At 69.8% G+C, this 23145-nt stretch carries 17 protein-coding genes and 2 pseudogenes; 3 read left to right on the top strand and 16 right to left on the bottom strand.

Features of this window, described 5'->3' with window-relative positions; all coding sequences use genetic code 11:
• Positions 1–5 precede the first annotated feature (5 nt).
• The 9 genes and pseudogenes from MCHLDSM_RS23355 to MCHLDSM_RS40560 form a co-directional block, all read right to left on the bottom strand.
• Positions 6–3257: an arabinosyltransferase domain-containing protein gene (locus MCHLDSM_RS23355; RefSeq protein WP_048472219.1), complete on the bottom strand. Its 3252-nt coding sequence runs from the start codon at positions 3255–3257 to the stop codon at positions 6–8.
• Between the two features lie 21 nt (positions 3258–3278).
• Positions 3279–5335: pseudogene (locus tag MCHLDSM_RS39740) on the bottom strand (arabinosyltransferase C-terminal domain-containing protein); the annotation flags it as partial.
• A gap of 1 nt (position 5336) precedes the next feature.
• The coding region (locus MCHLDSM_RS39735) for an arabinosyltransferase domain-containing protein (RefSeq protein ID WP_234714169.1) at positions 5337–6492 on the bottom strand (1156 nt) is incomplete at its 3' end.
• Between the two features lie 4 nt (positions 6493–6496).
• Positions 6497–8359, bottom strand: coding sequence for a galactan 5-O-arabinofuranosyltransferase (locus MCHLDSM_RS23345; protein ID WP_048472218.1), 1863 nt, complete (start codon positions 8357–8359; stop codon positions 6497–6499).
• A complete protein-coding gene (locus MCHLDSM_RS23340; RefSeq protein WP_048472217.1) occupies positions 8359–9123 on the bottom strand; it encodes a decaprenylphospho-beta-D-erythro-pentofuranosid-2-ulose 2-reductase in 765 nt (254 codons plus the stop codon). Before MCHLDSM_RS23340 ends, MCHLDSM_RS23345 begins: the two co-directional genes overlap by 1 nt.
• Entirely contained in the window at positions 9124–10506 is a 1383-nt protein-coding gene (locus MCHLDSM_RS23335) for a decaprenylphosphoryl-beta-D-ribose oxidase (RefSeq protein ID WP_048472216.1), read from the bottom strand. It abuts the gene before it with no gap.
• 32 nt (positions 10507–10538) lie between these two features.
• Positions 10539–10934, bottom strand: a complete 396-nt coding sequence (locus MCHLDSM_RS23330) for a GtrA family protein (RefSeq protein WP_048472897.1) — start codon at positions 10932–10934, stop codon at positions 10539–10541.
• A gap of 24 nt (positions 10935–10958) precedes the next feature.
• Positions 10959–12527 carry an adenylate/guanylate cyclase domain-containing protein gene (locus MCHLDSM_RS23325; protein WP_048472215.1) on the bottom strand — a complete coding sequence of 523 codons (1569 nt, stop codon included), beginning with the start codon at positions 12525–12527 and terminating at the stop codon, positions 10959–10961.
• 885 nt (positions 12528–13412) lie between these two features.
• A partial coding sequence (locus MCHLDSM_RS40560; RefSeq protein ID WP_412178263.1) for a DUF222 domain-containing protein occupies positions 13413–14473 on the bottom strand: 1061 nt, incomplete at its 3' end.
• 308 nt (positions 14474–14781) lie between these two features.
• Between MCHLDSM_RS40560 and MCHLDSM_RS23315 the strand changes: the two genes are divergently transcribed.
• Positions 14782–15081 (top strand): hypothetical protein, encoded by a 300-nt coding sequence (locus MCHLDSM_RS23315; protein WP_048472896.1) that lies wholly within the window; start codon positions 14782–14784, stop codon positions 15079–15081.
• 43 nt (positions 15082–15124) lie between these two features.
• Here the strand turns inward: MCHLDSM_RS23315 and MCHLDSM_RS23310 are convergent, their stop codons facing one another.
• Both MCHLDSM_RS23310 and pdxR read right to left on the bottom strand, forming a co-directional pair.
• Positions 15125–15613 carry a nitroreductase family deazaflavin-dependent oxidoreductase gene (locus MCHLDSM_RS23310; protein WP_082169046.1) on the bottom strand — a complete coding sequence of 163 codons (489 nt, stop codon included), beginning with the start codon at positions 15611–15613 and terminating at the stop codon, positions 15125–15127.
• A gap of 9 nt (positions 15614–15622) precedes the next feature.
• Positions 15623–17030, bottom strand: a pseudogene (pdxR, locus tag MCHLDSM_RS23305) (MocR-like pyridoxine biosynthesis transcription factor PdxR).
• Positions 17031–17079: 49 nt separating this feature from the next.
• On the opposite strand from pdxR, the gene MCHLDSM_RS23300 reads away from it, so the two are divergent.
• Both MCHLDSM_RS23300 and MCHLDSM_RS23295 read left to right on the top strand, forming a co-directional pair.
• Positions 17080–17541, top strand: a complete 462-nt coding sequence (locus MCHLDSM_RS23300; protein WP_048472213.1) for a carboxymuconolactone decarboxylase family protein — start codon at positions 17080–17082, stop codon at positions 17539–17541.
• 66 nt (positions 17542–17607) lie between these two features.
• Positions 17608–18042: a pyridoxamine 5'-phosphate oxidase family protein gene (locus MCHLDSM_RS23295; protein WP_048472212.1), complete on the top strand. Its 435-nt coding sequence runs from the start codon at positions 17608–17610 to the stop codon at positions 18040–18042.
• 3 nt (positions 18043–18045) lie between these two features.
• On the opposite strand, the gene wzm is transcribed toward MCHLDSM_RS23295, so the two are convergent.
• From wzm to MCHLDSM_RS23270, 5 genes are read right to left on the bottom strand one after another with little or no spacing between them, the layout of a single operon-like run.
• The gene (gene wzm / locus MCHLDSM_RS23290; protein WP_048472211.1) at positions 18046–18876 is read right to left on the bottom strand and encodes a galactan export ABC transporter permease subunit Wzm/RfbD; all 831 of its coding nucleotides are present in this window, start codon (positions 18874–18876) and stop codon (positions 18046–18048) included.
• Positions 18873–19772, bottom strand: a complete 900-nt coding sequence (gene glfT1 / locus MCHLDSM_RS23285) for a galactofuranosyltransferase GlfT1 (RefSeq protein ID WP_048472210.1) — start codon at positions 19770–19772, stop codon at positions 18873–18875. The genes wzm and glfT1 overlap by 4 nt, the downstream gene beginning before the upstream one ends.
• Complete coding sequence (gene wzt, locus MCHLDSM_RS23280; RefSeq protein ID WP_048472209.1) at positions 19762–20583, bottom strand: galactan export ABC transporter ATP-binding subunit Wzt/RfbE; 822 nt, start codon at positions 20581–20583, stop codon at positions 19762–19764. Before wzt ends, glfT1 begins: the two co-directional genes overlap by 11 nt.
• A gap of 6 nt (positions 20584–20589) precedes the next feature.
• Positions 20590–21096, bottom strand: coding sequence for a bacterial proteasome activator family protein (locus MCHLDSM_RS23275; protein ID WP_048420120.1), 507 nt, complete (start codon positions 21094–21096; stop codon positions 20590–20592).
• A 28-nt stretch (positions 21097–21124) separates the two neighbouring features.
• Positions 21125–23071, bottom strand: coding sequence for a DUF6541 family protein (locus MCHLDSM_RS23270; protein WP_048472208.1), 1947 nt, complete (start codon positions 23069–23071; stop codon positions 21125–21127).
• Positions 23072–23145: the final 74 nt, after the last annotated feature.

Below are 23145 nucleotides of genomic sequence, written 5' to 3'. Positions count from 1 at the left end.
GTCGTTCACGGCAGGGCCCTGATCGGTCCGCCGCGATTCCAGCCGAACACGCGGGTCGATCCTTCCTCGACGACGGCGTCGGGCGCCTGGTCACGCGGCACCACGCGGATATAGCGCTCCAGCGATCCCCAGTCGCGGTACCAGTCGCCGTTCAGGTACGTCGGGATCGTCGCGGTGCGCAGCAGCGCCTGGATGAAAAGGAACGGCCCGCCGTCCTGGGCCGACTGCCACTGGTTCGACGACGCCACCATCTGCTTGAAGTTCGGGATGATCCGGTACTGCGGCAGTTCGGCGATACCCAGGTGTTCGGCGAACGGCCGCTGGCACGGGAAGTTGGCGGCGGTGGCGATGTCCATCAACACCGGGGTGTCGGAGCCGAGGAACTGCTCGGCGGTCTGCAGCACCGGCACCCGCGGCGGGGTGAACCCGAACCACTGGTCCTCGGACAGGTTCGGGTCGTCGGCGACGATGCGCGCGACGTTGGCCTCCGGCGGCGCCGTGGTCAGCGGGAAGCGCAGGTTGCGCCACGCCTTCTGCTGGAAGATGTCGATCGGATAGACCTCATTGAGGGCCTGGTAGGACCCGTCTGGCCGGTGCACGCCCCACTGCAGCTTGAGGGACTGGCCGTAGTTGAACGAGCCGTCCTCCTCGTAGTACCAGATGGCGCCGGCGGCGGCGACGGTCACCAGCGGCCGGTCCGGGGTGCGTGGCGGCAGCTGGTACCAGGCCGAGGTGGCCTTGGCGGCCTGCTGGTTCTCGTCGTAGCTGCCCATCACCGGCGTGCGCTTGGGATCCAGGCCGAACGGCAGGAACACCCGAGATCCGTTCACGCCCTCGGGGCCGTAGCCGCCGCCGGTGCCCGCCGCGAAGCCGACGCCGATGTTCGGCTTGTCGACCGGGCCGTCGGAGTTCACGGTGCCGGGATTCGCGGCGACCGGTTCGGCCGGCTCGAGGGTATCGCTGATGCCGTTGGGGGTGAACCCGACCGGGTTCTCGCCGCCGAGCGGGCCGTACTTACCCCAGCGCTGACCGGGGACCGGCTCCAGCATGCCGGCGTTGGTGTCGGCTTCGACGAGGACGTCGTCGGCCATCGCGCAGCTGTCGTCGGACAGGCCGGAGCGCAGCGCCGAGATGTTGGCGGCCCCGGTGGTGTAGACGGGGTAGCGGCCGACGGTCGCCTTGAGCAGCGAGCCCAGCTCGAGCACCACCATGATCGTGGCGACGACGAGCAGCGGGGTGGAGGCGATCGCGCGGTTGCGGCCGGTGTCGGCGACCTCGGTGTGGCCGGCGTAGTCCATCCGGAAGTGCAGCCAGCCGGCGAGCAGGCCGCACGCGATGGCCAGCACCAGGAAGATCGTCGTCACCGGGAAGTGGGCGATCACCGGCTGCTTGTCGAACCACGGCACCCCGTAGTTGCCGACGTAGAACCAGCCGTTGATGCCGGAGGTCGCCCAGGCCAGCACGAACAGCAGCGCGGTCACGTACAGCGCCAGGTTGCGGCGGCTGTGCAGACCTACCCGGGCGAACGCGAACGCGGTGACCCCGCCCAGCGCACCCGCGAGCCCCGCGAAGGCGCCGAACTGCACCGCCCACTTCGTGGGGGTCAGCGTCAGCAGCAGCAGGCCGATCGCGGTGGTGCCGGCCAGCCGCCACACCGGGCCGCTGATGGCGCCGGGCACGCGGCCGCGCCGCAGCAGCACCATGATCAGGCCGAACAGGCACAGCAGCAGGACCAGCACCGCGAAGCGGCGGGTCAGCGAGCCGTCCACGCTGTCCTCGACGGTCAGGAAGTAGTACCGCAGGAACTCCTGGTACCAGGGGATGGTCGGCCCGACGACGTACTTGATGCGCACCGATTCGGCGACCGTGGCCAGCGTCTGGTCGCGGAACACGATGACCGACACCAACGACAGCGCGGCCACCAGCGGCAGCAGCGAGGCCGCCCGTCCGTCGACGCGACGGCGGGCGGAGACGATGCGGGTGATCCCGCGGGCGCCGACCAGCAGCGGTGCCAGCGCGACGAGGCCCTGCGGCGCCAGCGTGACCGAGAACATCGCGATCACGATCGCGACGGCGGTGGGCCAGAGCCGCCGCGTCCCCAGCGTCGACTCGACCAGCATCCACACCGCGACCACCGCGAACGCGATCAGCGGTTCGGGACGCAGCCCGTTGTTGAAGGGCAGCCACGCGGCCAGGAACACCACGCCGGCGGTCCACACGGCGACCTTGTTGGCGGCCACCCGCCGGCCCAGCCGCGGCAGCACGCACCGGGACAGGATCAACCATGTCGCGATGCCCGCGGCGGTGGCGGGCAGCCGCATCCAGACCCCGGCGGTGCTGATCGATGCGAGGTGGGCGAGCACGCTCTGGTACCAGTCGAATGGCGCCTCGGAGGCACCGAAGTAGCGGAAGTAGTTGACGCTGTAGCCGGCCTCGCCGGACACCCGCGCGATCGTCAGGTTGTAGCCGTCGTCGGAGGACTGCGCGCCGACGATGTGCCAGATCAGCAGGCCGCCGATCACACCGGCGTCGGCGATCCAGGTCGCCCACCCGGCCCGGCGGCGCTGCCGGGGCGGCCGCCGCCCCGACACCCGGTCCAGCAGGGCCAGCGCCACGATCGACCCGATCACGCACAGCACGCCGAGCGCCATCACGAGGGTCTTCAGTGCCGTCGGTGTGGTGATGAAGCGGGTGTCGACGTCGATGCGCGCGTTCAGGCCCGCATCCATCGGCACCCGCAGATCGGTGAACACCCCGGCCACCTGGGGCCGCTTGTCCAGGCCGAGCGTGCCGGCGGCGCCGGGGATCCCGACGAAGTCGGCGCCGACCGCGCCGACATTGGCCCACAGCCGCAGTGCGCTGCAGGCGCCGGCGTTCACCGCGGGGCGGGGCGCGACCGCGGCGACGGTGTCACGGAACGCGACGTAGACGACGTCGGCGTTGGCGCGCACGAACAGTCCGTTGCGCCCGGCGTCGATCCCGTTGGCCGGGATCGTCGAGAACACCAGCCCGCCGTCGGCGGGCAGGCTCGCCACCGCGGTGCAGGGGATCGTGACGTCGAGTGACTTCGGGGCGCCCGACACCAGCGGCGCGGTGATGCTGCTGACGTTGCCGTCGGGGTTGGCCGACTGCGGCCACAGGATGGTGGCGGTGCTCTGCCGCACGGGCAGCAGCGGCGCCAGCGCGCACAGGATGATTCCCAGGATCCCCAGAGTGCCCGCGGCGATCGCGACGAGACGGGAACTGCGGGCAGGCACGAGGCTCGATGGTAGACGGGTCTAGCTCAGCCGCAGCGGCGCCGGGCTCCACAGACCGCTACGCGTTGCCGAACCGAGATCGAGACGGGCGGCCTCGGCGCCGGGGTAGTACGGCGTGAGCTGCTGCAGGGCACCCCAGTCGCGGAACCAGTCGTACTTCAGGTAGGTCGGCACCGTGGTGGCGCGCAGCAGGAGCTCGGTGATGCCGAGCGGTCCGCCGCCGAGGTAGTCCATCACCGGTGAGTTGGCCTCGGCGCCGAAGCGGTCGGGCATGATCCGCCACTTGGGCACCTCGACGACGCCGTTGCGGTGCCCGAACGGGCGCTGGCACGGGAACGCCAGCCCGACCAGCCAGTCCAGCAGCACCGGATCCGAGGACCCCACGACGTCCTGCAGGGTGCGCAGCTGCGGAATGCGGGGCGGGGTCAGCGCGATCCAGTGCGACGGGCTCAGGTCGTCGTCGGTCGCGACCAAGCGCACCCGGGTGGCGTCGGCGGGGATCGCGCTGAGCGGCGCGCGCAGGTTCCGCCACGCCGGGGAAGCGCCGACGTCGGCGAAGCCGATGCTGCCGGCCGGGTCGTCACCGGTGGTGGCCCACTGCACCGCGACGTCGCTCGGGTCGAACCGGCCCGCCGCGGAGACCACCAGCAGCGAGTCGGAGCGGTCGCCCTCGCTCCAGCCGGCGGGCAGCTGATACCAGGCCGACCGCAGGAACGCCGGCTGCTGGATACCGCTGCGCCAGCTGCCCAGCACGGGGACGCGGGCGGAGTCGAGGCCGTAGGGCAGCCGCGCGCGGGAGCCGTTGATGCCCGCCGCGGCCGTCGTGCCGCCCTCGGTGCCCGCCTCGCTGCCGGTGACCGCGCCACTGTCGCTGTCGGCGAAGTTGTCCGAGCCGGGTTGTTCCATCACCGGGTCGGCGGAGACGTCCGACGGAATACCGTTGGCGCTGAAGCCTTCTGACCGCGCCGCGCCCAGCGAGTCGCGGACGGGCACACCGACGGGGGTCAGGATGCCGGCGTTGGGGTCCTGTTCGACCATGACGTCCTCGGCCATGCCGCACGTCTTCCCGGTCAGGGCTTCGAGGTTGGAGCGGCCGACCGTCCACGCCGGGTACTGGCCCGTCACCGCCAGGGTCAGCGACCCGACCTCGAAGATCACCAGCGCCCACGTCGCGATCGCCAGGGGCGCCCGCCCGATGCCCCGCCACCGCCGCGGCTCGTCCTCCGGGGCGCCGTCGCGGCCGGAGAAGTGCAGCCACGCGGCGACCAGCAGGGCGAGCACCGAGAAGCCGAGCAGGATCGTGGTGAAGCCGAAGTGCCACTCGGGGAACGAATTCGACCACGGCACACCGAAGTTCGAGACGTACCACCAGCCGTTGACGGTCGCGAACGACAGCGCGGCGATGAACAGCACGGCCGCGGCGAACACGGTGCGGTTGCGGCGTGAGCGCATCGCGGCGGCGGAGACCGCGACCGCGGCCAGCGCGCCGAGGGATCCGGCCAGCCCGGCGAACACCCCGAAGTGGTGCGTCCACTTCGTCGGGGTGAACATCATCGCCAGGAACGAGATGATCGTGATGCCGACGATGCGGCGGCTCGGACCGAGGGCGGTGCCGGGAATGCGGCCCTTGCGCAACGACATCGCGACCGACACGGCCAGCGCGAGCAGCAGGGTGAGCACCGCGAACCGGCGTGCCACCGAGCCGTCGGGGCTGGTGGTGAACAGCCGCGAGTAGCGGATGTGCTCGTCGAACCAGGCCAGGCTCGGGCCGACGGCGGACTTGAAGCTGCTGGCCTGCAGTTCGGCGGCCAGCGTCTGGTCGCGGAAGATCAGGAAGATCGTGACCGTGCCCGCGGCGGCGATGGGGGCCAGCAGCGCCCAGTATCCGAACCGCGAGACATGGGCGGCGACAATGGTTTTCAGCGGCCCGATGGCGACCAGCAGCGCGCCGACCGCGGCGATGCCGGTGGGGCCGGAGAACAGCGTCAACGCTCCGATGATGACGGCGATCGCGACGGGCAGCAGCCGGCTGGTGGCCACGCCGCGATCGCCGTCATCATCGGAGCGTTGACGCTGTTNGCGCGATGATCGGCTCGGGCCGCAGACCGTTGTTCAGCGGCAGCCAGAACGCCAGGAACAACCCGGCGGCCGTCCACGCCGCGGCGCGGCTGTGCTTGACCGCGGTGCCCAGCCGGGGCAGCACCTCGCGGCTGATCACCCACCAGCAGGCCAGCCCCATCAGCAGCGTGGGCAGTCGCATCCACACGCTGGTGGTGCTGACGTGCGCCCACAGCGCGAGCAGGTCGTAGTACCAGCCGAACGGCGATTCCGGGGTGCCGAACCAGCGGTAGTAGTTGGCCATGTAGCCGGCGTTCTCCGACACCCGGGCCATGGTCAAGATGTAGCCGTCGTCGGCGGTGTTGGCTCCGACGAAGTGCCACCACACCATCACCGCGGTGACCAGGCCGTCCAGCGGGGACAGCGACCACCAGCGCGGCGGCAGGAAACGCTTGTGCCTGCGGCCGTCGGCGCTGTCGAGCACGTGCAGGGCGCCCAGCGAGACGATCGTCATCGCGACCCCGACGATCATCGCGACGAGCTTGAGCAGCGTCGGGGAGGTGCTGTAGCGGGAGTCGACCGTCGCCGAGAACTGCAGGCCGGGCGGGGCGGGGCCGGACAGGTCGGTGAACACGCCGACGATCTGCGGGCGGAAGTCGTAGCCGCCGCGCTCGCCGCGCAGCGGCTCGCCGGCGTCGGAGGAGTCGGGGGGTTGGGTGAGGCCGACGAACTCGCCGGTCACCTTGTCGGCGTGGGCGGTGAACGTCAGCTCCCGGCAGGCGGGGCTGAGCACCTGGTCCAGCGGCGCGCTGACCACGGGGGTGTTGCGGACGATGACGAGCAGGTCGTTGTTGACGCGCTCGATGAGCAGTCCGCGGTCGACGGCCTTGGGTGCCTGCTTGGGCACGGTGGACAGCAGCACCGTGCGTCCGGGGCGGTCCAGGCCGGCGGCGGCGCGGCACGGGATGGTGATCTGCAGGTCGGTGGCCACGTAGCCGATCAGGGGGGCGTCGACGCTGGCGAGCACACCGTTCTGCGGCCAGTTCAGCTGGGCGGTGGTCTGGTTGACGGGCAGCAGCGGGGTGGCGATCGCCAGCAGGGTGCCCAGCAGGCCCGCGACGATCGCGATCAGTCGCGCGGTGCGGTGGTTGCCCCCTGTTCCCGGCTGCTTCACCACGGGGCTAGATGGTAGATGGCTTGCGGATGGCCAGCACGAACGGCCCGATGGTGGACACGTCGAAGCGCGGATCGTCGAACAGCGCGTCGTCGAGTGCGACGTGGTAGCGGCGCACGTTGGGCTGGTTCGGGTAGACGTCCTCGGCGAGGCGCAGCGTGTAGGTGTCGTTGGCGCCGCGGCGCATCAGGAACACCGTCGGCGGGGGCCAGGGCAGCGCGTCGAGCGCGGCGACGAACTGGTCGGCGTTCGTCAGCATGGACCAGCCCTCGATCGCGCCGGCGCGCTCGGTGAACTGGGCCAGCGGGTTGGCGTAGTGCGACGTCAGGCCCTGGAAACCGTAGTAGGGGTAGTAGGACAGGAAGCTGTAGTCGGCGGTCAGCACCACGGTTTCGTTGCGCGGGCGGCCGGTCACCTCCTGGATCTTCGCGTCGACCTCCCGGTAGTACTGCTCGGCGCCCGGGGGACGGCGGTCGGCCCGCTGACCGGAGCCGTCAGTGTCGGTGTAGGCGACGACGATGTCGGAGCGCAGCACGTCGGGGATGTCCTGGCTGAAGGTGACGGCACCGAGCGCGCCGACCGCGGTGGCGACGGCGATGACGCGGTGCGCGTTCGGGGCGGCGACGCGGGCGGCGAGGGCGCGGGCCGCCTCGATGAAGCCGAACGCCCCGGCGGCGGTCAGCAGCACGGTCAGCGTCGGCTGCAGCCGGAAGGACAGCAGCGTGGTGCCCACCAGCGTGGTCAGCATCGACAGCAGCGACCAGGCGTAGACGGCGAGCACGGCGACGGCCAGGCCGCCCGCGCGGGTGGAGCTGCGCGCCCGCACGACCAGCCACAGCGTGCCCAGCATGCACAGCGCGCCGAGCAGGGTGAACTGCAGCATCGGGAAGGACAACTGGGCGCCGTCGACGGGCAGGTAGTGCTGGGCGGTGCCCCGGTCCGCGGGGGTGCCCTTGGCGGCGGCGATCAGGTAGGGACCCCAGCCGATCAGGGCGATCGCCCCGGAGATCGCCGCGATGACGAGCAGTCGCAGCAGCGGATCGAATGCGCGGCGGGCGACGGCCAGCAGCACGGCCATGATGGTCAGCGTGAACGCGGCGTAGCCCAGCAGCAGGGTGTAGAACAGCGCGGCGCCGCCGAGGAAGACACCGACCGCGACGACGGCCGCCCATCCCCCGGCCCGCGTCTTGCCGCGCAGGCCGGACCAGGCCAGCACGAACACGGGCGGCAGCAGCACGGTGATGATGGCGGCGTAGGGCTCGGCGGGGGAGTAGGCGAGCGCGGCGGCGGCGGTGGCGGCCGAGACGACCAGTGCGTACTCGAAACGCACCATGGCGGTCCACAGCACGAGCGCGAGCACGATGGCGACGGTGATCGACAGGATCGACCACGGCTTGAACATCTCCCAGGCCGGGGTGCCGGTCAGCGCGGCCAGCCGGCCGCCGATCCAGAACCAGCCCGGCGGGTAGTACGGCGGCAGACCGATGTAGGTCATGTCGTGCAGGCTCGCCGAGTCCGTCAGCCGGGTCAGGTATTCGGTGCGGAACTGCTGGTCGACGGAGATGCCGAACAGGTAGAGCTTGGTGGCCCCCAGCGGCATCGCCAGCGTCACCACGGAGAAGGCGGCGAGGAAGAGCACCGCGCCGACACGGGCGAGAGTGCGGCGGCTGCGCCGCCACACCAGTCCGGCGGCGAGAAGGCCTGTCAGGCAGACGACTTGGCCGACGGTGGTGAGCGCGTGCAGCTGATTGGAGGAGTTGTAGGCGGGCCACTCGACGCGCGCGATCGCAGCCAGGCTGACCACCGCGACCAGAGCGGCGAGGACGGTCGCAACGACCATCTGGCCGAGCACGGCCAGGGCGCTGCGCATCAGATGGGCAGCTTGCGGAAGATCGGACGGGGGATGTGGCGCAGCACCATCATCACGTAGCGGAAGGCGCCGGGCGCCCAGACCAGATCCTTGCCCTTGGCCGAGGCGGTGACCGCGAGCTCGGCCACGTACTCCTTGTCGACGGTCAGCGGGGCTTCCTTGACGTGGGCGCTCATCCGGGTGCGGACCTGGCCGGGCCGGATGACGAGCACGCGAACCCCGTACTCGCGCAACGCTTCTCCCAGTCCCAGGTAGAAGCCGTCGAGACCGGCCTTGGTGGAGCCGTAGACGAAGTTGGACCGCCGCACCCGTTCGCCGGCCGCGGAGCTCATCGCGATGATCTGCCCGGAGCCCTGTGCGCGCATCTTCTCGCCGAGCAGCACGCCGACCGACACCGCCGCGGTGTAGTTGATGTCGGCGATCTGCACGGCCTTGCGCTGGTTCTGCCAGAGTTCCTCGGCGTCGCCGAGCAGACCGAACGCGACGATCGCGACGTCGACGTCACCGTGGGCCCAGGCCTTGTCGAAGACGGCGGGATGGCTGTCGGTGTCGACGGCGTCGAAGTCGATGACCTCCACCGCTTTCGCGCCGGCCTCCTGCATCTGGGTCTGCGCGGCGTCGCGAAGCGGGTCGCCGGGCATGCAGGCGAGGATCACCCGGGCTTTGGCGTTGCGCAGATAGCGTGCGCAGATCGCCAGCCCGATCTCGGAGGTGCCCCCGAGGAGCAGGATGGTCTGGGGATTGCCGGTGGCATCAAACACCATTTAGAGGAGCTCCAGTCGTCGAGCCATGTCGGAGGCGAAGACGCCGTCGGGATCGACCTTGCGGCGCAACGCGATCCATTCGTCGATGCGGGGATACATCGCGTGGAAGGTCTCGGCGGTGGTGCGGGAATCCTTGGCGGTGTAGAGCCGCCCGCCGAATTGCAGCACCCGCTGGTCGAGGCCGTTGAGGAACTCGTTGAGCCCTGCGGTGATCGGGAAGTCCACGCAGACGTTCCAGCCGGGAATCGGAAAGCTCAGCGGCGCTTGGTTTCCCGGTCCGAACAGCTTGAAGACGTTGAGGAACGAGTAGAACCCGGAGCGCTGGATGTCGACGAGGATCGCCTTGAACTCCTCGACGGCGTCGGTGGGGACGACGAACTGGTACTGGCTGAATCCGGAGGATCCGTAGGCGCGGTTCCACTCTCCGAACATGTCGAGGGGGTGGTAGAACTGCGTCAGGTTCTGGACCTTGCCACGGTAGGTGCCCGATTTGCGGTACCAGAGCTCGCCGATCGGCATGAACGTGTACTTGTTGGCCAGCCCGTTGGGGAAGATGTCGGGCAGTGTCAGCAGTTGCGGCGCATCGAATTTCAGCGGATTCTTCTGCAGTTTCGTCGGCAACTGGTCGAGCGTGGCCAGTGAGCCGCGGGAGATCGCGGCGCGGCCCAGCTTCGGTGGGGCGCTGATGGCGTCGAACCACGCGCTGGAGTAGGTGTAGTTGTCCTCGGTGCCGTCGCTGTGGAAGGCGATGGTCTCGTCGAGGCTGTGGGTGACGTCGCCGTCGGCGATGAAGTAAGCGGTCTCGGTGGGCGTCATCGCGATGGTGGCGCGCAGAATGATGCCGGTCAGTCCGTTGCCGCCGACGGTGGCCCAGAACAGGTCGCTCTCGGATCCGGTCGGGGTGAGCGTGCGGACCCGGCCGTCGGCGGTCAGCAGGTCCATCGAGCGGACGTGGTTGCCGAAGCTGCCGGCGCTGTGGTGGTTCTTGCCGTGGATGTCGCAGGCGATGGCGCCGCCGATGGTGACCTGGCGGGTGCCGGGCAGCACGGGAACCCAGAGGCCCAGGGGCAGCGCGGCGCGCATCAGCTGGTCGAGGTTGACGCCGGCGTCGACGTCGACGGTGGCGTCGTCGGTGTTGATCGAGTGGATGCGGTTGAGCGCATTCATGTCGATGACGAGGCCGCCGCCGTTCTGGGCGTTGTCGCCGTAGGAGCGGCCGAGGCCGCGGGCGAGGACACCGCGGTCGGTTTCCTCGGCGGCGCGGGTGACGGCCTGGACGATCACCTCCGGATCCGGCGTCGACAGCACCTGCGCGACCGTCGGGGCGGTGCGGCCCCAGCCGGAAAGGCGCTTGGTGGTGGTCGGGAACTCGGTGCGAAACATCGTCACAGAGGGTACCGCCTGCGGCGGTCCGGCTAGCGCAGCCGGAAGATGACCGCGCGCTGGACGATGAAGTTGATCACCGTCGCGGTGCCCTGCGCGATGACGAAGGCAACCGGCACGCGCCAAGGCTGGTCCTCGAACCGCATGTAGAAGACGTAGTTGATGCCGACCTGGACGGCGTAGGTGACGGCGTAGAGGGCGACCACCGCGATGAAGCGGGCGCGGCTCGGCGGCGCCTGGAACGTCCAGCGCCGGTTGATCAGGTAGGCCGTCGTCGTGCCGGCGATGAAGCTCAGGGTCTTGGCGACGTTGACGTGCAGCCCGGCGGCGAGCAGCGCGACGTACAGCCCGAAGTCGACGATCGCGGAGAGCCCACCGGTGACGACGAAGCGCCAGATCTGCGTCGTCAGGCTCAGCTGCGGTGACATCGGGGGCTCGGCCACCGGGGCAGCTTACGGGCTCTCGGTCACCGTTCGCTGCACGCGGCGGCCGGTGGCGGGCGCGATGCGGGCCACGCCGCGCAGCAGCCACGGGGTGCGCTTGGCGACCGTCGCCGCCGCGCGATCGGAGCGGCGCATGGTCTTGCGGGGTCCCGGGGTGGCCGCGGACACCAGGCGCGCTTCGGAGGATCCGGCGCCCGGACCGTGGCGGTCGACCGCGAGCAGCTGCCACGTGCCGGGCACGCCCTTGAGCTCGACGCTGCCCCGGTCCTCGAAGCCCGTGCCCGAGCCGACGACCAGATCCCGCACGGTGCGCGAGACGAGGATCTCGTCGGCGCCCGCCCGGTCGACGATGCGTGCGGCGATGTGTACGGCGATGCCGCCCACGCCGTCGTCGCCGAGTTCGCATTCGCCGGTGTGGATGCCGGCGCGGATCTGCAGGCCGACGCTGCGGGCGCCGTCCCGGAGGGCTTCGGCGCAGCGGATCGCCTGGGTCGGCCCCTCGAAGGTGATGAGGTGGCCGTCCCCGGTGCTCTCCACGACGGTGCCGCCGAAGCGCTGCGTCAGCTCGTGGGTGATCTCGTCGAACCGGTGCAGCAGCGCACGCCACCGCTCGTCGCCGATCGCGGCGGCCTGGCTGGTGGAGGCGACGATGTCGGTGAACAGCACGGTGCGCAGCGCGCGGCGGGTGAGGGCGGGGGCGGCGTGGGTGCCGGTGAGGAATTCCTCGACGGCGGCGAGGATGGTGTCGGGATCGCTGAGCCACGGGACGTGGTCCCGGCCGTCGACTTCGAGCAGCTGGGCGCCGGGGATGTGCGCGGCCAGGTAGCGGCCTTCCTGGACCGGGATGACTTCGTCGCGGGCGTGGATGACCAGGGTGGGCACGCTGATCGTGGGCAGAATGGCGCGGACGTCGGCGCGGAACGCCGCTTCCAGCGCCACGCGCGCCATGCCGGGGCTGGCGCTCATGCGTTCGACCATGCCCAGCTGGCGCGTGGACCGGACGGAGGGCAACAGTGCCTTGGTCGCTTCGCCGCTGCCCCATGCGGTGCCGGCGGCGTGTGCCCAGGACTGCCAGCGGGCGAGCTGGGGGACCGACGGCGTGAACTCCTCGCCCAGCTCCGGCACCAAGCGCGTCCGCAATTCGACCGGGTCGACCTCGAGATCGTCCCACCCGGTGAAGCCGAAGTACGCGAAGGTCCCGGTGAGGATGAGCGCCTGTGTGCGTTCGGGGCGGGTGGCGGCGAAGAAGATCGACGAGGGACCACTCTCGCTTCCCCCGAACAGCACCGCCTGTTCGAAGCCGACCGCGTCCATCACGGCCTCGATCTCGGCCGCCCGGTCGTCGAGGGTGCGCACGCGGGGCACCGGATCGGACACTCCGACGCCGGCTTTGTCGAACAGCAGCACGCGGCTGAACGTCGCGAGCCGTTCCATGAACGCGACGCATTCGGGCACCGTCCACACCAATTCGACATGGCTGACGAACGACCCGACGAACACGAGGTCGATCGGCCCGTTTCCGAACACCTGATAGGCCAGGCTCAGACCGCCGCAAGATGCGTACGACGTTTCCGGCACAGCCCTGACCATACGGTTTCCCGGACGTTGCGGATCGGCTTTGGCGCAGCCTCTCAGAAGGGTGGTGGGTCATCGCCGTAGTCGGGTTCGGGTGCACTGGCGGTGTTGTTTTGCCGAGTTTGGCGTCTGGCGTTGCGCTCGGCGGTGGCTTGCGCGTCGGCGTCCCGGTCGCGTTGGCGTTGGAGGGCGTTGAGTTCGCGTTCGCGGGTGATGCGGGCGGCGCGGTTCTGGGCGCGGGTGCGCCGTCGGGTGGGCATCATCAGGGACCGCCCGGGGCGGCGCGGCGGTGTGGGCCCCGCTGGTGGTGGGGGTCCGGTGGTGGTGTTCCACGACGGGAACAGCAGCGTCGAGAACGGTTTGGTGGTGTAGGTGTGGCCGGTGGGGGTGGTGACCCGCACCGTTCCGTCGGCGGCTTGGGTGTCGGTCCAGCTTTCCCAGAACGTTTTCACCAGATGATGTTGGCGGCAATAGCATTTGGTGTTCGAGGCGTGGGTGGCGCCGTGCGGGTAGGGCTGGGTGTGGTCGATGTCGGCGAACANAGATGATGTTGGCGGCAATAGCATTTGGTGTTCGAGGCGTGGGTGGCGCCGTGCGGGTAGGGCTGGGTGTGGTCGATGTCGGCGAACACCGCGGGCCGATCGCAGCCAGGGAAGCGGCAGGTCAGGTCCCGGGCGCGGACGAACCGCTCCAGCGCAGCCGAGGGGCGGTAGCCGGCGGTGGCGCCCAGGGCGGCCGGGTCGGTGAGGAACCGTACGGTGGCGCCGTGGGCGATCAACTCGGCCAGCAGCGGCGCGGGCACGACCGCACTGCCGAAGCCGGGGATCAACGCCGCGGTGCGGCGTGCTGGCTCGGGCGATGGGGGCGGCGCTGGTTGTGAATCCGGTNGAGGGGCGGTAGCCGGCGGTGGCGCCCAGGGCGGCCGGGTCGGTGAGGAACCGTACGGTGGCGCCGTGGGCGATCAACTCGGCCAGCAGCGGCGCGGGCACGACCGCACTGCCGAAGCCGGGGATCAACGCCGCGGTACGGCGCTGAGGCTGTGGCGAGGACGCGGGAGCGGGCTGAGGCGCAGGATCGGGCTCTGCCGCGGGCGTGGGTTCGCCGTGCAGCTGGGGGTCGGGGGTGGCGTCCAGGGCGCTGGGGTCGGCGATGACGGTGATCGTGAAGCTCGACCCGCGGCCGTCGTCGACCTGGGCGGCCGGGCAGCCCGAATTACCGCAGCGGCAGGTCAGCACGAACGAGCCCGCCGCCATCGCCCCCAGGGAGTCGGCGCGGCGCTGATCCATGGTGCGGGGGTCGTTCTCGCAGACCGAGTGGACCATCACCGACAGCCGGTGGGCCAGCGCCGCGGCATCGGGGGTGGCCAACTTCCCGAACGCGCTCGTCAGGCCGGTGCGGTCATCGCGGTCGCCGAGGGTGAACGAGCGGCCCGCCATCCCGGTGCGCAACCGCCGCACCGCATCTGGGTCGTATCTGTCGATCCACACGTCGATGGCGGTCTCGAGCTTCTTCTGCGACAGCAGCCCCCACTCCCGCACGGCGTCGACGAAGATGCCGTCCAACCGGGCCAGGACCGCGGGATCGACCACCAAGGCGGCCCGGAACACGATCGTCGTCACCAAAGACAGCGGCACCCGCCCGGCCGCCAGGAGCCGGCCCAGCCGGGGGAACCGGTCGCGCAGCGCCAACCCCAGGCTCATCTGCCCCGAGGCGCGTCCGGAGCTGATGTTGAGCGCACAGCCGATCTCCGCGGCCGCGGCGTCCCAGTCATCACAGGCCCAGCGGGCCCGCTGCGGGTTTTGGCGGCGCTCCCAGAACTCCACGATCGCGGCCAGCTTCACCGCCTCGGCCCGCGCCGCCGCCGCCCCGCACCCGACCACGATGTCGACCAGATCCGCATCGCCGGCGCCAGCCAGCGACGCGATCGGCGGCACCACGGAATCGTACATACGTTCGATTTTAGTGAGGCTGCAGAGCCTCGGTAGAAGAAAAACTGCCCCCTGTGGATAACCGGCCCCATGACGATGAAGCTGTGGACAACCGTCCCCCGCAACGCCCCGACGTGCTAAGGCCTGACCGGCGTGATGCAGCCGACACCGCCAACAAACGAATGGCCCAGCCCACCGGCTCCGACGAGTTGCAGGCATGTGTTTCTGCCAGTGGCCGTTCAATTTCTGCCACCTGACATGGAATGCGCCCATCCGCAGGTTTGAGAAATCAGATCACCAAGATCGAAAACCAAGAAGAGGGCAAGACCATGAAGAAGCTCACCATCACCACCGCCGCCGCTGCCGCCCTGACCGCCGGAGTTCTGGGCCTGGCCGCCCCCGCGCTCGCCGCCCCGACCGGTGGCAACGCCGCCGACACCATCAGCGCGCTGGAGGCCCAGGGCAACCGCGTCGTCGTGAACCGCCAGGGCAGCGCCCCGCTGGACGAGTCCTCGGTGGTCTCCGTGACCCGCGGCCCGATCGTGCGCACGGCCGTCCCGTTCGGAACGTCCAACGGCGACTCCAACCGCTCGGAGACCAGCCAGACGATCTACGTCACCGTGAAGTAAGCACCACAGACCAGAAGGGCGCCCCCACAAGGGGCGCCCTTCTTCATGTGCGGCGCAAGCGAACCAGCGGGATCGTCCGACTCCCGGCACGCACTTCGTAGTCGCCGTATCCGGCGTAGACGTCGAGCGCCTTGTCCCAGGCGTCGGCACGCCCGGCCGCGTCGGTGATCTCGCGAGCCTCGTAGGTCCCGCTGAACCGGCCGGCGAGCACCTCCACCCGCGGGTTGGCCGTGAGGTTGCGGTACCAGGACGGGTTGCCGGGCCTGCCGTAATTCGACGCGATCAGCACCAGAGAGTCCCCGTCGACGACGTACAGCAGCGGTAACGTCCGCCGCAGCCCGGTTTTCGCGCCGATCGTGGTCAGCAGCATCACCGGCACGGGATAGACGCTGCTGACCCGTCCGCCGCTGACGCGCAGCAGCGGCGGATCGACGAGCGGCGCGAGGCGCGTGACGTACCAGTAGCCCAGCGGAGTTCGGGCGAAGCGTTCCAGCGTGCGTTCGTACACGCTCATCGGACGCCGACCGGTCATAGCCGGACGCTACAGTCCGCTGGCCTCGAGAACCTCGCATAATGCCGAAACCGCTGCATCGAAGGCGTGCTCGGGCGGTGCGGCGAAACCGACGACGACGCCGTCGCGGTCGGCGACCTCGGATCGGGCATCGGGGTGACGCATGATCGACAGCCCGGTGAGCGCGATGCCGGCCTCGCCGGCGCGCCGCATCACCTCGGGCTCGGCCCCTTCGGGCAGGCTCACCAGCAGGTTGACCCCCCGCGGCCAAGCCGCTGATCTCGACGCGAAGCGGTGCCAGCGCGCCGACGAGCGTGTCCCGGCGGCGCCGGTACCGGGCCCTCATCCGCCGGATGTGCCGGTCGTAGTAGCCGCCCGCGATGAACTCGGCCAGCGTGAGCTGACCGATGACACCGACGGAGAACTGTTGTCCCCCAGCGGCTTCGACCACAGGGTCGACGAGGCTATCGGGCAGCGCCATCCAGCCCAGCCGCAGCGCCGGTGACAGACTCTTGCTGACCGACCCCAGGTAGGCCACCCGGTCCGGGTCCAGTGCCTGCAGCGCGCCGACGGGCTGGCGGTCGAACCGGAACTCACCGTCGTAGTCGTCGTCGAGCACGAATCCGCCTGTGCGCTGCGCCCATTCGACGACGGCCATCCGCCGCGACGGATGCATCGGCATCCCGAGCGGATTGTGGTGGGCCGGCGTCAGCAGCGCCGCGGTCACGTCCAGGCCGTCGAGGTCCTGCACCACCGCACCCCTGTCGTCCACGCTGATCGGCACCGTCGTCACCCCGGACGCGGCAAGCGCATCGCGGAACAGGAACAGCCCGTACGCCTCGACCGCAATGGGTCCGCCCAGGGCGTGCGCCAGCAGCAGGACCGCCTGTCGTACTCCGGCGCACACCACGATGGATTCCTCCGACGTGCGGACCCCGCGGGTGCGGGCGAGGTATTCAGCCAGGGCGGAACGCAATTCGATACTGCCGCGCGGATCGCCCATCCGTAGCGCATCGTTCGGGGCGGCGGACAGCGCTCGGCGCGCACACGTCAGCCACTGTCCTCGCGGAAACTCCGAGATGTCCGGCGAGCCCGGCATCAGATTGTGCACCGGGGCGACCCGCGCTCCCCGCGGGCGGGTGCGGGTCACCGGCCGGGTGGTGTTGAGCACCCAGGTACCCGCGCCCTGGCGGGAGCCGAGCCACCCTTCGGCGACGAGTTCGGCATAGGCGTCGGCGACCGTGTTGCGGGCCAGGCCGAGATCGGACGCCAGCGTCCGCGACGGTGGCAGCATCGTGCCCGGGGTGAGCCGGCCGGAGCGCACCGCGTCGCGCACGGCGGTGATCAGCAGGTCCTTCGCGCCGCGCGCGCCGGGGGTGACGGACCCGCGCAGTTCGAGGTGCAGATCGCGGGTCCCCGAATTGGCCCAGGAAACCATGGTCTGATTGAACCACCGCCATGGGTCTTTCGCGCCTAGCGTCGACGTCATGACACAGACCCTCATCACCCCGGCTCGGTTGAAGATCTACAAGAGCTCCCCGGAGCTCTACGACGCGATGATGACGTTGTCCACGGCAGCCGCCAAGGACGTCGAACCCGAACTCGGCGAACTGATCAAGATCCGCGCGTCGCAGATCAACCACTGCGCGTTCTGCCTAGACATGCACACCCGCGATGCGCGCAAGCTCGGGGTGGGCGAGCAGAAGCTCGACGTGCTCGCGGCGTGGACGGAGGCGGGCGACATCTTCAGCCCGCGTGAACGGGCCGCGCTGGCGCTGACCGAAGCGATCACGGTGCTCGGCGATCACGGGGTTCCCGACGACGTCTACGCCGCCGCGGCAGACGCGTTCACCGATCGGGAGCTGGGACAGGTCATCGCGATGGCCGTGACCATCAACGCCTGGAATCGGATCAACGCCGCCGTGCACACGCCGCCGCCGCGGCGCTGACCGAAGGGCCGAAGGTAGTGCCGTTGGACCCTACGAGCATCGGCAAAGGCCGACGACCATGAATTCATGGACGCGACAACCACACCGGTGACCGTGCTCACCGACGCACAGAGCTGGGACCTGCTGTCCGGGGTATCGCTGGGCAGGCTGGTCACGACCGTCGGCGGGTGGACCGAGATCTTCCCCGTCAACTACGTCGTCCAGCACAGAACGGTGCTGTTCCGGACCGCGGAAGGCACCAAGCTGCTCACCTCGGTGCTCAACGAGCACGTGGTGTTCGAGGCCGACGACCACACCGTGGCCGAGGGCTGGAGCGTGGTGCTGCGCGGCACGGCCAAGCCGCTGTCCACCACCGCGGAGATCGACGAGGCCGAACGCGCGGGCCTGTACCCGTGGGTCGCCACCCGCAAGCTCCGCTACGTGCGCATCATGCCGGACACGCTGACCGGTCGTCGGTTCGTGTTCGGCCCCGAACCCGACCACACCGCGCTCGTCAGCTGACCGTCATACCCAGTACGGCACCCGCGCCCGGTACTGGCGCATCGCCAGCGCGGCGAACAACCAGCCGAACGCGGTAAGGACGAGCACCACGATCCAGTGCCGCAGTTCCTGATCTGCGCCCAGCAGCGGGGCCCGCACGATGTCGAGGTAGTGCAGCAGCGGGTTGAGCTCGACGATCTTGGCCCACTGGCCGGCGCCCTGGGACTGCAGCGTCGCCTCGTTCCAGATGATCGGCGTCATGAAGAACAACAGCTGCACCAGGCTGTTCAGCAGCGGGCTGATGTCGCGGTAGCGGGTCGCGAGGATGCCGAAACACAAAGCGACCCAGACACAGTTGAGAGAGATCAGCGCCAGCGCGGGGATGAACGACAGGTCCGTCCACGTCCAGGGTTTGGGGAAGATGATCGCGATGATCACGAAGATGATGATGTTGTGCGCGAACAGGATCATCTGCCGCCAGACCAGTCGGTAGACGTGCACCGACAGCGGTGTCGGAAGTTGTTTGATCAGACCTTCGTTGGCGATGAACACCTCGGCGCCCTCGAGAATCGAGGCGTTGATGAGATTCCAGATGATCAACCCGAGCGTGACGTAGGGGAGATGTTCGGACAGCTCGAGTTTGAACAGCTTCGAGTACAGCCCACCCATCGCCACGGCGGTGGTGCCGGTGGCGATGGTGATCCAGAACGGGCCCAGCACCGAACGCCGGTAGCGCTGCTTGATGTCCTGCCACCCCAGGTGCAGCCACAGCTCGCGCTTACCGAACCCGCCGACCAGGTCGGCCCAGGCCCGGGTGAACGTCTTCGACTGTGCCGCGGCATCCGTGAACGTCATCGTCGCGCGAACCTCTCCCGTCGACCCAACCGCCGCAACCGGATCCACTCGGCGAAACCGCGCGGATCGCGCGTCGACACCAGGAAATACCAGCCGAACCGCAGCCATTCCTGCGCGACGAGTTTGCGCATCCCCGGCTGGGCCTGCAGATAGCCGCGGTTGCGGTAGGTGTAGAACCGTTTGGCCTCGTTGTCCGGATACTGGGTGTGCATCCGGCCACCCAGGATCGGCTTGAATTCCTCGGTGCCACAGGGATGCAGGTACACCGCGTCCAGGCAGGTGCCGAACGGCAACCCGGTGCGGACGAGACGGCGGTGCAGTTCGGTCTCGTCGCCGCGGATGAACAATCGCAGATCGGGCACGCCGACCGCCTCGATCGTGGTGGCGCGGAACAGCGCGCCGTTGAACAGGGACGCGATGCCCGGCAGCAGGTCTCCGTTACCGTCGGCACGCAATTCGCTCACCAGCCGCCGCCATTTCAGGCCGCGGCGCAGCGGGAAGGCCAGGCGATCGGGCTCGTCGAGGTTGCACACCATCGGCGACACCTCGGCCAGCCCGTGGCGGCCGGCGCAGGCCAGCAGCGTCGCCAGCACCTCGGCGTCCTGGGGCCGGCCGTCGTCGTCGGCGAGCCACACCCAGTCCGCACCGAGCGCGAGCGCATGCAGCATGCCGAGCGCGAATCCGCCTGCGCCGCCCAGGTTTCGCTGCGATCCCAGATACGTCGTCGGAATCGGTTGGTCGGCAACGAGATCGCGGACCCGATCGTCGTGATCGTTGTCGACCACGATCAGGTGGTCGGGACGTCTGCTCTGGGCGGCCACCGCATCGAGCGACTTCGCCAGCTCGTCGGGACGACGGTGGGTGACGACGACCGCGACCACGGTTTCACGGTTCATGCGTGTGTGCCGTCTCCTCGAGCACCTCGCGCACATGGCGGGCGGCGTCCTCACCCTCGTAGGCGCGGACCACCTCTTCGATCCCGCCCTCCATCCTCACGGTGCCGTGATCGATCCATATCGCGGTCTTGCACAGGCGTGCCAGGAACTCGTTGGAATGGCTGGCGAACACCAGGATGCCGGACCGCTCCACCAGCTGGGCCAGCCGGGTCTGGGCCTTCTTCAGGAAGTCGGCGTCCACGGCACCAATGCCTTCGTCGAGCAGCAGGATCTCGGGGTCGATGCTGGTCACCACGCCCATCGCGAGCCGCACCCGCATGCCCGTCGAGTACGTGCGCAGCGGCATCGACAGGTAGTTGCCGAGCTCGGTGAACTCGGCGATCTCGTCGACCTTGTCGAGCATCTGCTTGCGGGTCTGACCGAGGAACAGACCGCGGATGATGATGTTCTCGAACCCGGAGATCTCGGGATCCATACCGACCCCGAGGTCGAACACCGGGGCCACCCGGCCCTGCACCGTGGCCACGCCGCGGGTGGGTTCGTAGATGCCGGAGAGTAGCCGCAGCAGGGTCGACTTGCCCGCACCGTTGTGCCCGACCAGGCCGACGCGGTCGCCCATCTTCAGCGACATCGTGATGTCGCGCAGCGCCTCGATGACGACGACGTTGGAGTCGTTGCGTCCGATCGCGCCGCCGGCCTTGCCGAGGAACGCCTTCTTCAGCGAGCGCGTCTTGGCGTCGAAGATCGGGAACTCCACCCACGCGTTGCGCGTGTGGATGGAGGGCTCGGGAGAGCCACTAGGACTTGCCACGAACGCTCACAGGTACTGGCCGGTGCCGTGCCCGCCGCGCTGACCGGGCACCACCACGCCGGGGGGCAGCGCGCCCTGGCGCATCTGCTCGAGTTGCTGACGGGCCGCCATCTGCTGGGCGAACAGCGCGGTCTGGATGCCGTGGAACAGGCCCTCGAGCCACCCCACCAGCTGGGCCTGCGCGATGCGCAGTTCGGAGTCCGACGGCACCGCCTCTTCGGTGAACGGCAGCGTGAGCCGCTCGAGTTCGGCGCGCAGCTCCGGCGCCAGCCCGTCCTCGAGTTCGCGGATGCTGGTGCGGTGGATGTCGCGCAGCCGGCCGCGGCTGGCCTCGTCGAGCGGTGCGGCGCGCACCTCCTCGAGCAGCTGCTTGATCATCGTGCCGATGCGCATCACCTTGGCCGGCTGCTCGACGAGGTCGGTCAGCGACTTGCCGTCGGAGTCCTGGACGGCGTCGGTGGAGCCGTCGCCGATGATCTCGACGTTGTCGTCGTCGGTGCTGTCAGAAGTCATGGTCCTAGAGTGCCCCAGCGTTGCGTCGTCATTCCGGTCGGGCTCCGCGCCACTGGTAGATGCGCGCCTCGCCGTTGTCGTAGATCTTCTCCCAGGAGCGGGATTTGTCCAGCGACGCCAGACCGTCGGGCATCACGAAGCCCCGCACCACCGGCGTGCTCACGAGAAGGTAGCGGATGTCGAGCGCCTTGACGGCCTCGGCCACCCGCGGATCGGTGTCGGCGTCGTCGGCGTAGGCCCAGATGATGAACCGGTGGTACCCGGGGCCCTGCTGCACGGGGTAGTCGTAGTGGGTCCACAGCGGGTGCAGACCGGCGACCGCGTACATCCATGCGGTGCCGTCGGTGTTGGCGTTGGCCACCAGGGTGTCCCGCGCCCCGGGCAGCGACGCCAGGTGGGCGAACGCCTCGAGGTCCTTCCCATCGATGATCACCGAGTCGTACTTCTCGCCGAACAGGAACTCGTGCCGCGGGAGGTAGTGCACGGCCGACGCGACGCACCCCACCACCAGGACCGCACCGGCGGCGGCGTGCCGGTTGCGCGGACTGAGCCGGCTCATCCGCCCGACGACGGCGGCGACCGCGGTGTAGGCGGCGATGCCGGCCAGCGCGCTCAACAGCATGGTCACCACCGCCGACAGGCGGCGGGGGTCGCTGTAGAAGAGGTCGCTGAACTTGCCGGTGACCGCGCCGAACGGACCGCCGAACGGCGCCGACGAGTGCACGATCGCCACGACCAGCAGCAGCCACACCGGCACCGGCCACCACACCCGCCGGACCAGCAGGATCACCCCTCCGGCGGCGGCCAGCGCGATCAGGACCCACTGGATCGGGAAGTCGTTGAGATGACGGGTGTGCTGCACGACGGCATCGAACAGCGCCCTCTTCTTGCCCTGATGGGTGACGAAGGAGTGGCCTTCGATGATCTCGGCCTGCTGCAGGACGCCCAGGAACTGGGGCAGCAGCAGGGCGACCGCGGGCGCGCCGACGAGCAGCAGCGTGCCGGTGTCGGCGAGCCTCCCGCGGACCGGGTGGCGCAACGCCTCGACCAGCCACCAGGCGGCCACCAGCAGCACGGTGACGACGCCGCCGGTGATGTGTACCGAGAACACCCCGACGACGGCGAGCACGGCCATCGGGATGCGGTCGCGGTGGGCCAGCGTCGTGGTGGTGAGCACGAAGACGGGGACGGCGATGCCGTACGCAGCCAGGTTCGGCATGGAAGCGGTGTCGAACTCGACGTAGGGGACCGCGGTGAACGAAGCCGACAGCGCGGCGGCGGTGGCGGCCGCGCCCGCGGTGGGCCACGGGCCGGTGCGGGAGCGCAGCAGCTGCCAGGTCAGCACCGCGGCGCTGACGGGGAACAGCCAGCTCGACACCGCCACCGAGCTGACGGTGTACGCCGTCGCCGGCGCGGCGCCGGACACCTGGGCGAAGACGGCGGCCACCGCGTGGAACGTGGACGGGTAGTAGAGCGCTTCGTGGGTCTCGATGTTGCGCAGTTCTCCCATGTGCGTCGGGGAGGCCTGCCCGGTGTCGAGGATGAACCGGATGGTGTTGGCGTGCCAGACGGCGTCCCAGGTGCTGGGAATCGACTGCCAGTTCTCCAGTCCGCGGGCGGCGGCCAGCCAGATCAGCACCGCGCCGAGCAGCACGCCCCCGGCGACCAGCAGCCCGGCCCCGCGCGGCGGCACCGCGGTGTCGTCGGGCTCGGGCTGCGCGCCGAATCGGCGTAGCAGCATCCGCAAACACGTCACGGCGACCGCCACCACGACGACGGCCAGCAGTGCCGACGCCGCGTTCCATGGCAGGCCCAGCGCGCCGAACGGGACGATGGCCATGGCCACGGCGCCGTAGGTCAGGGCCGGGCCGACGGCGACGGCCGCGGGCCAGTGCAGCCCGCCGCACCGCGCGATGATTGCCCCGGGTCCCACCAGCAACAACAGCGCAAGGAGAACGCCGAACCCGAAGCTCACTCGACTAGTATGGCTGCCCAGATGACCCGTACCGGTCACGGCATGGGCAGCAAGAGCGAGGTCGGGCAACCGCT

Origin of the sequence: Mycolicibacterium chlorophenolicum, assembly GCF_001044235.1 — a bacterium.
Classification (GTDB): Bacteria; Actinomycetota; Actinomycetes; order Mycobacteriales; family Mycobacteriaceae; genus Mycobacterium; species Mycobacterium chlorophenolicum.
This window is presented reverse-complemented; position numbering and strand designations above follow the sequence as displayed.

What these genes read in the sequence shown, in the direction of transcription:
- MCHLDSM_RS23275 (WP_048420120.1), bottom strand. Translation starts at nt 21,096, where the DNA reads ATGACTTCTGACAGCACCGACGACGACAACGTCGAGATCATCGGCGAC.
- MCHLDSM_RS23300 (WP_048472213.1), top strand. Translation starts at nt 17,080, where the DNA reads ATGACACAGACCCTCATCACCCCGGCTCGGTTGAAGATCTACAAGAGC.
- MCHLDSM_RS23340 (WP_048472217.1), bottom strand. Translation starts at nt 9,123, where the DNA reads ATGGTGTTTGATGCCACCGGCAATCCCCAGACCATCCTGCTCCTCGGG.
- MCHLDSM_RS23335 (WP_048472216.1), bottom strand. Translation starts at nt 10,506, where the DNA reads ATGTTTCGCACCGAGTTCCCGACCACCACCAAGCGCCTTTCCGGCTGG.
- MCHLDSM_RS23310 (WP_082169046.1), bottom strand. Translation starts at nt 15,613, where the DNA reads ATGACCGGTCGGCGTCCGATGAGCGTGTACGAACGCACGCTGGAACGC.
- MCHLDSM_RS23330 (WP_048472897.1), bottom strand. Translation starts at nt 10,934, where the DNA reads ATGTCACCGCAGCTGAGCCTGACGACGCAGATCTGGCGCTTCGTCGTC.
- wzm (WP_048472211.1), bottom strand. Translation starts at nt 18,876, where the DNA reads ATGACGTTCACGGATGCCGCGGCACAGTCGAAGACGTTCACCCGGGCC.
- MCHLDSM_RS23315 (WP_048472896.1), top strand. Translation starts at nt 14,782, where the DNA reads ATGAAGAAGCTCACCATCACCACCGCCGCCGCTGCCGCCCTGACCGCC.
- glfT1 (WP_048472210.1), bottom strand. Translation starts at nt 19,772, where the DNA reads ATGAACCGTGAAACCGTGGTCGCGGTCGTCGTCACCCACCGTCGTCCC.
- MCHLDSM_RS23345 (WP_048472218.1), bottom strand. Translation starts at nt 8,359, where the DNA reads ATGCGCAGCGCCCTGGCCGTGCTCGGCCAGATGGTCGTTGCGACCGTC.
- MCHLDSM_RS23295 (WP_048472212.1), top strand. Translation starts at nt 17,608, where the DNA reads ATGGACGCGACAACCACACCGGTGACCGTGCTCACCGACGCACAGAGC.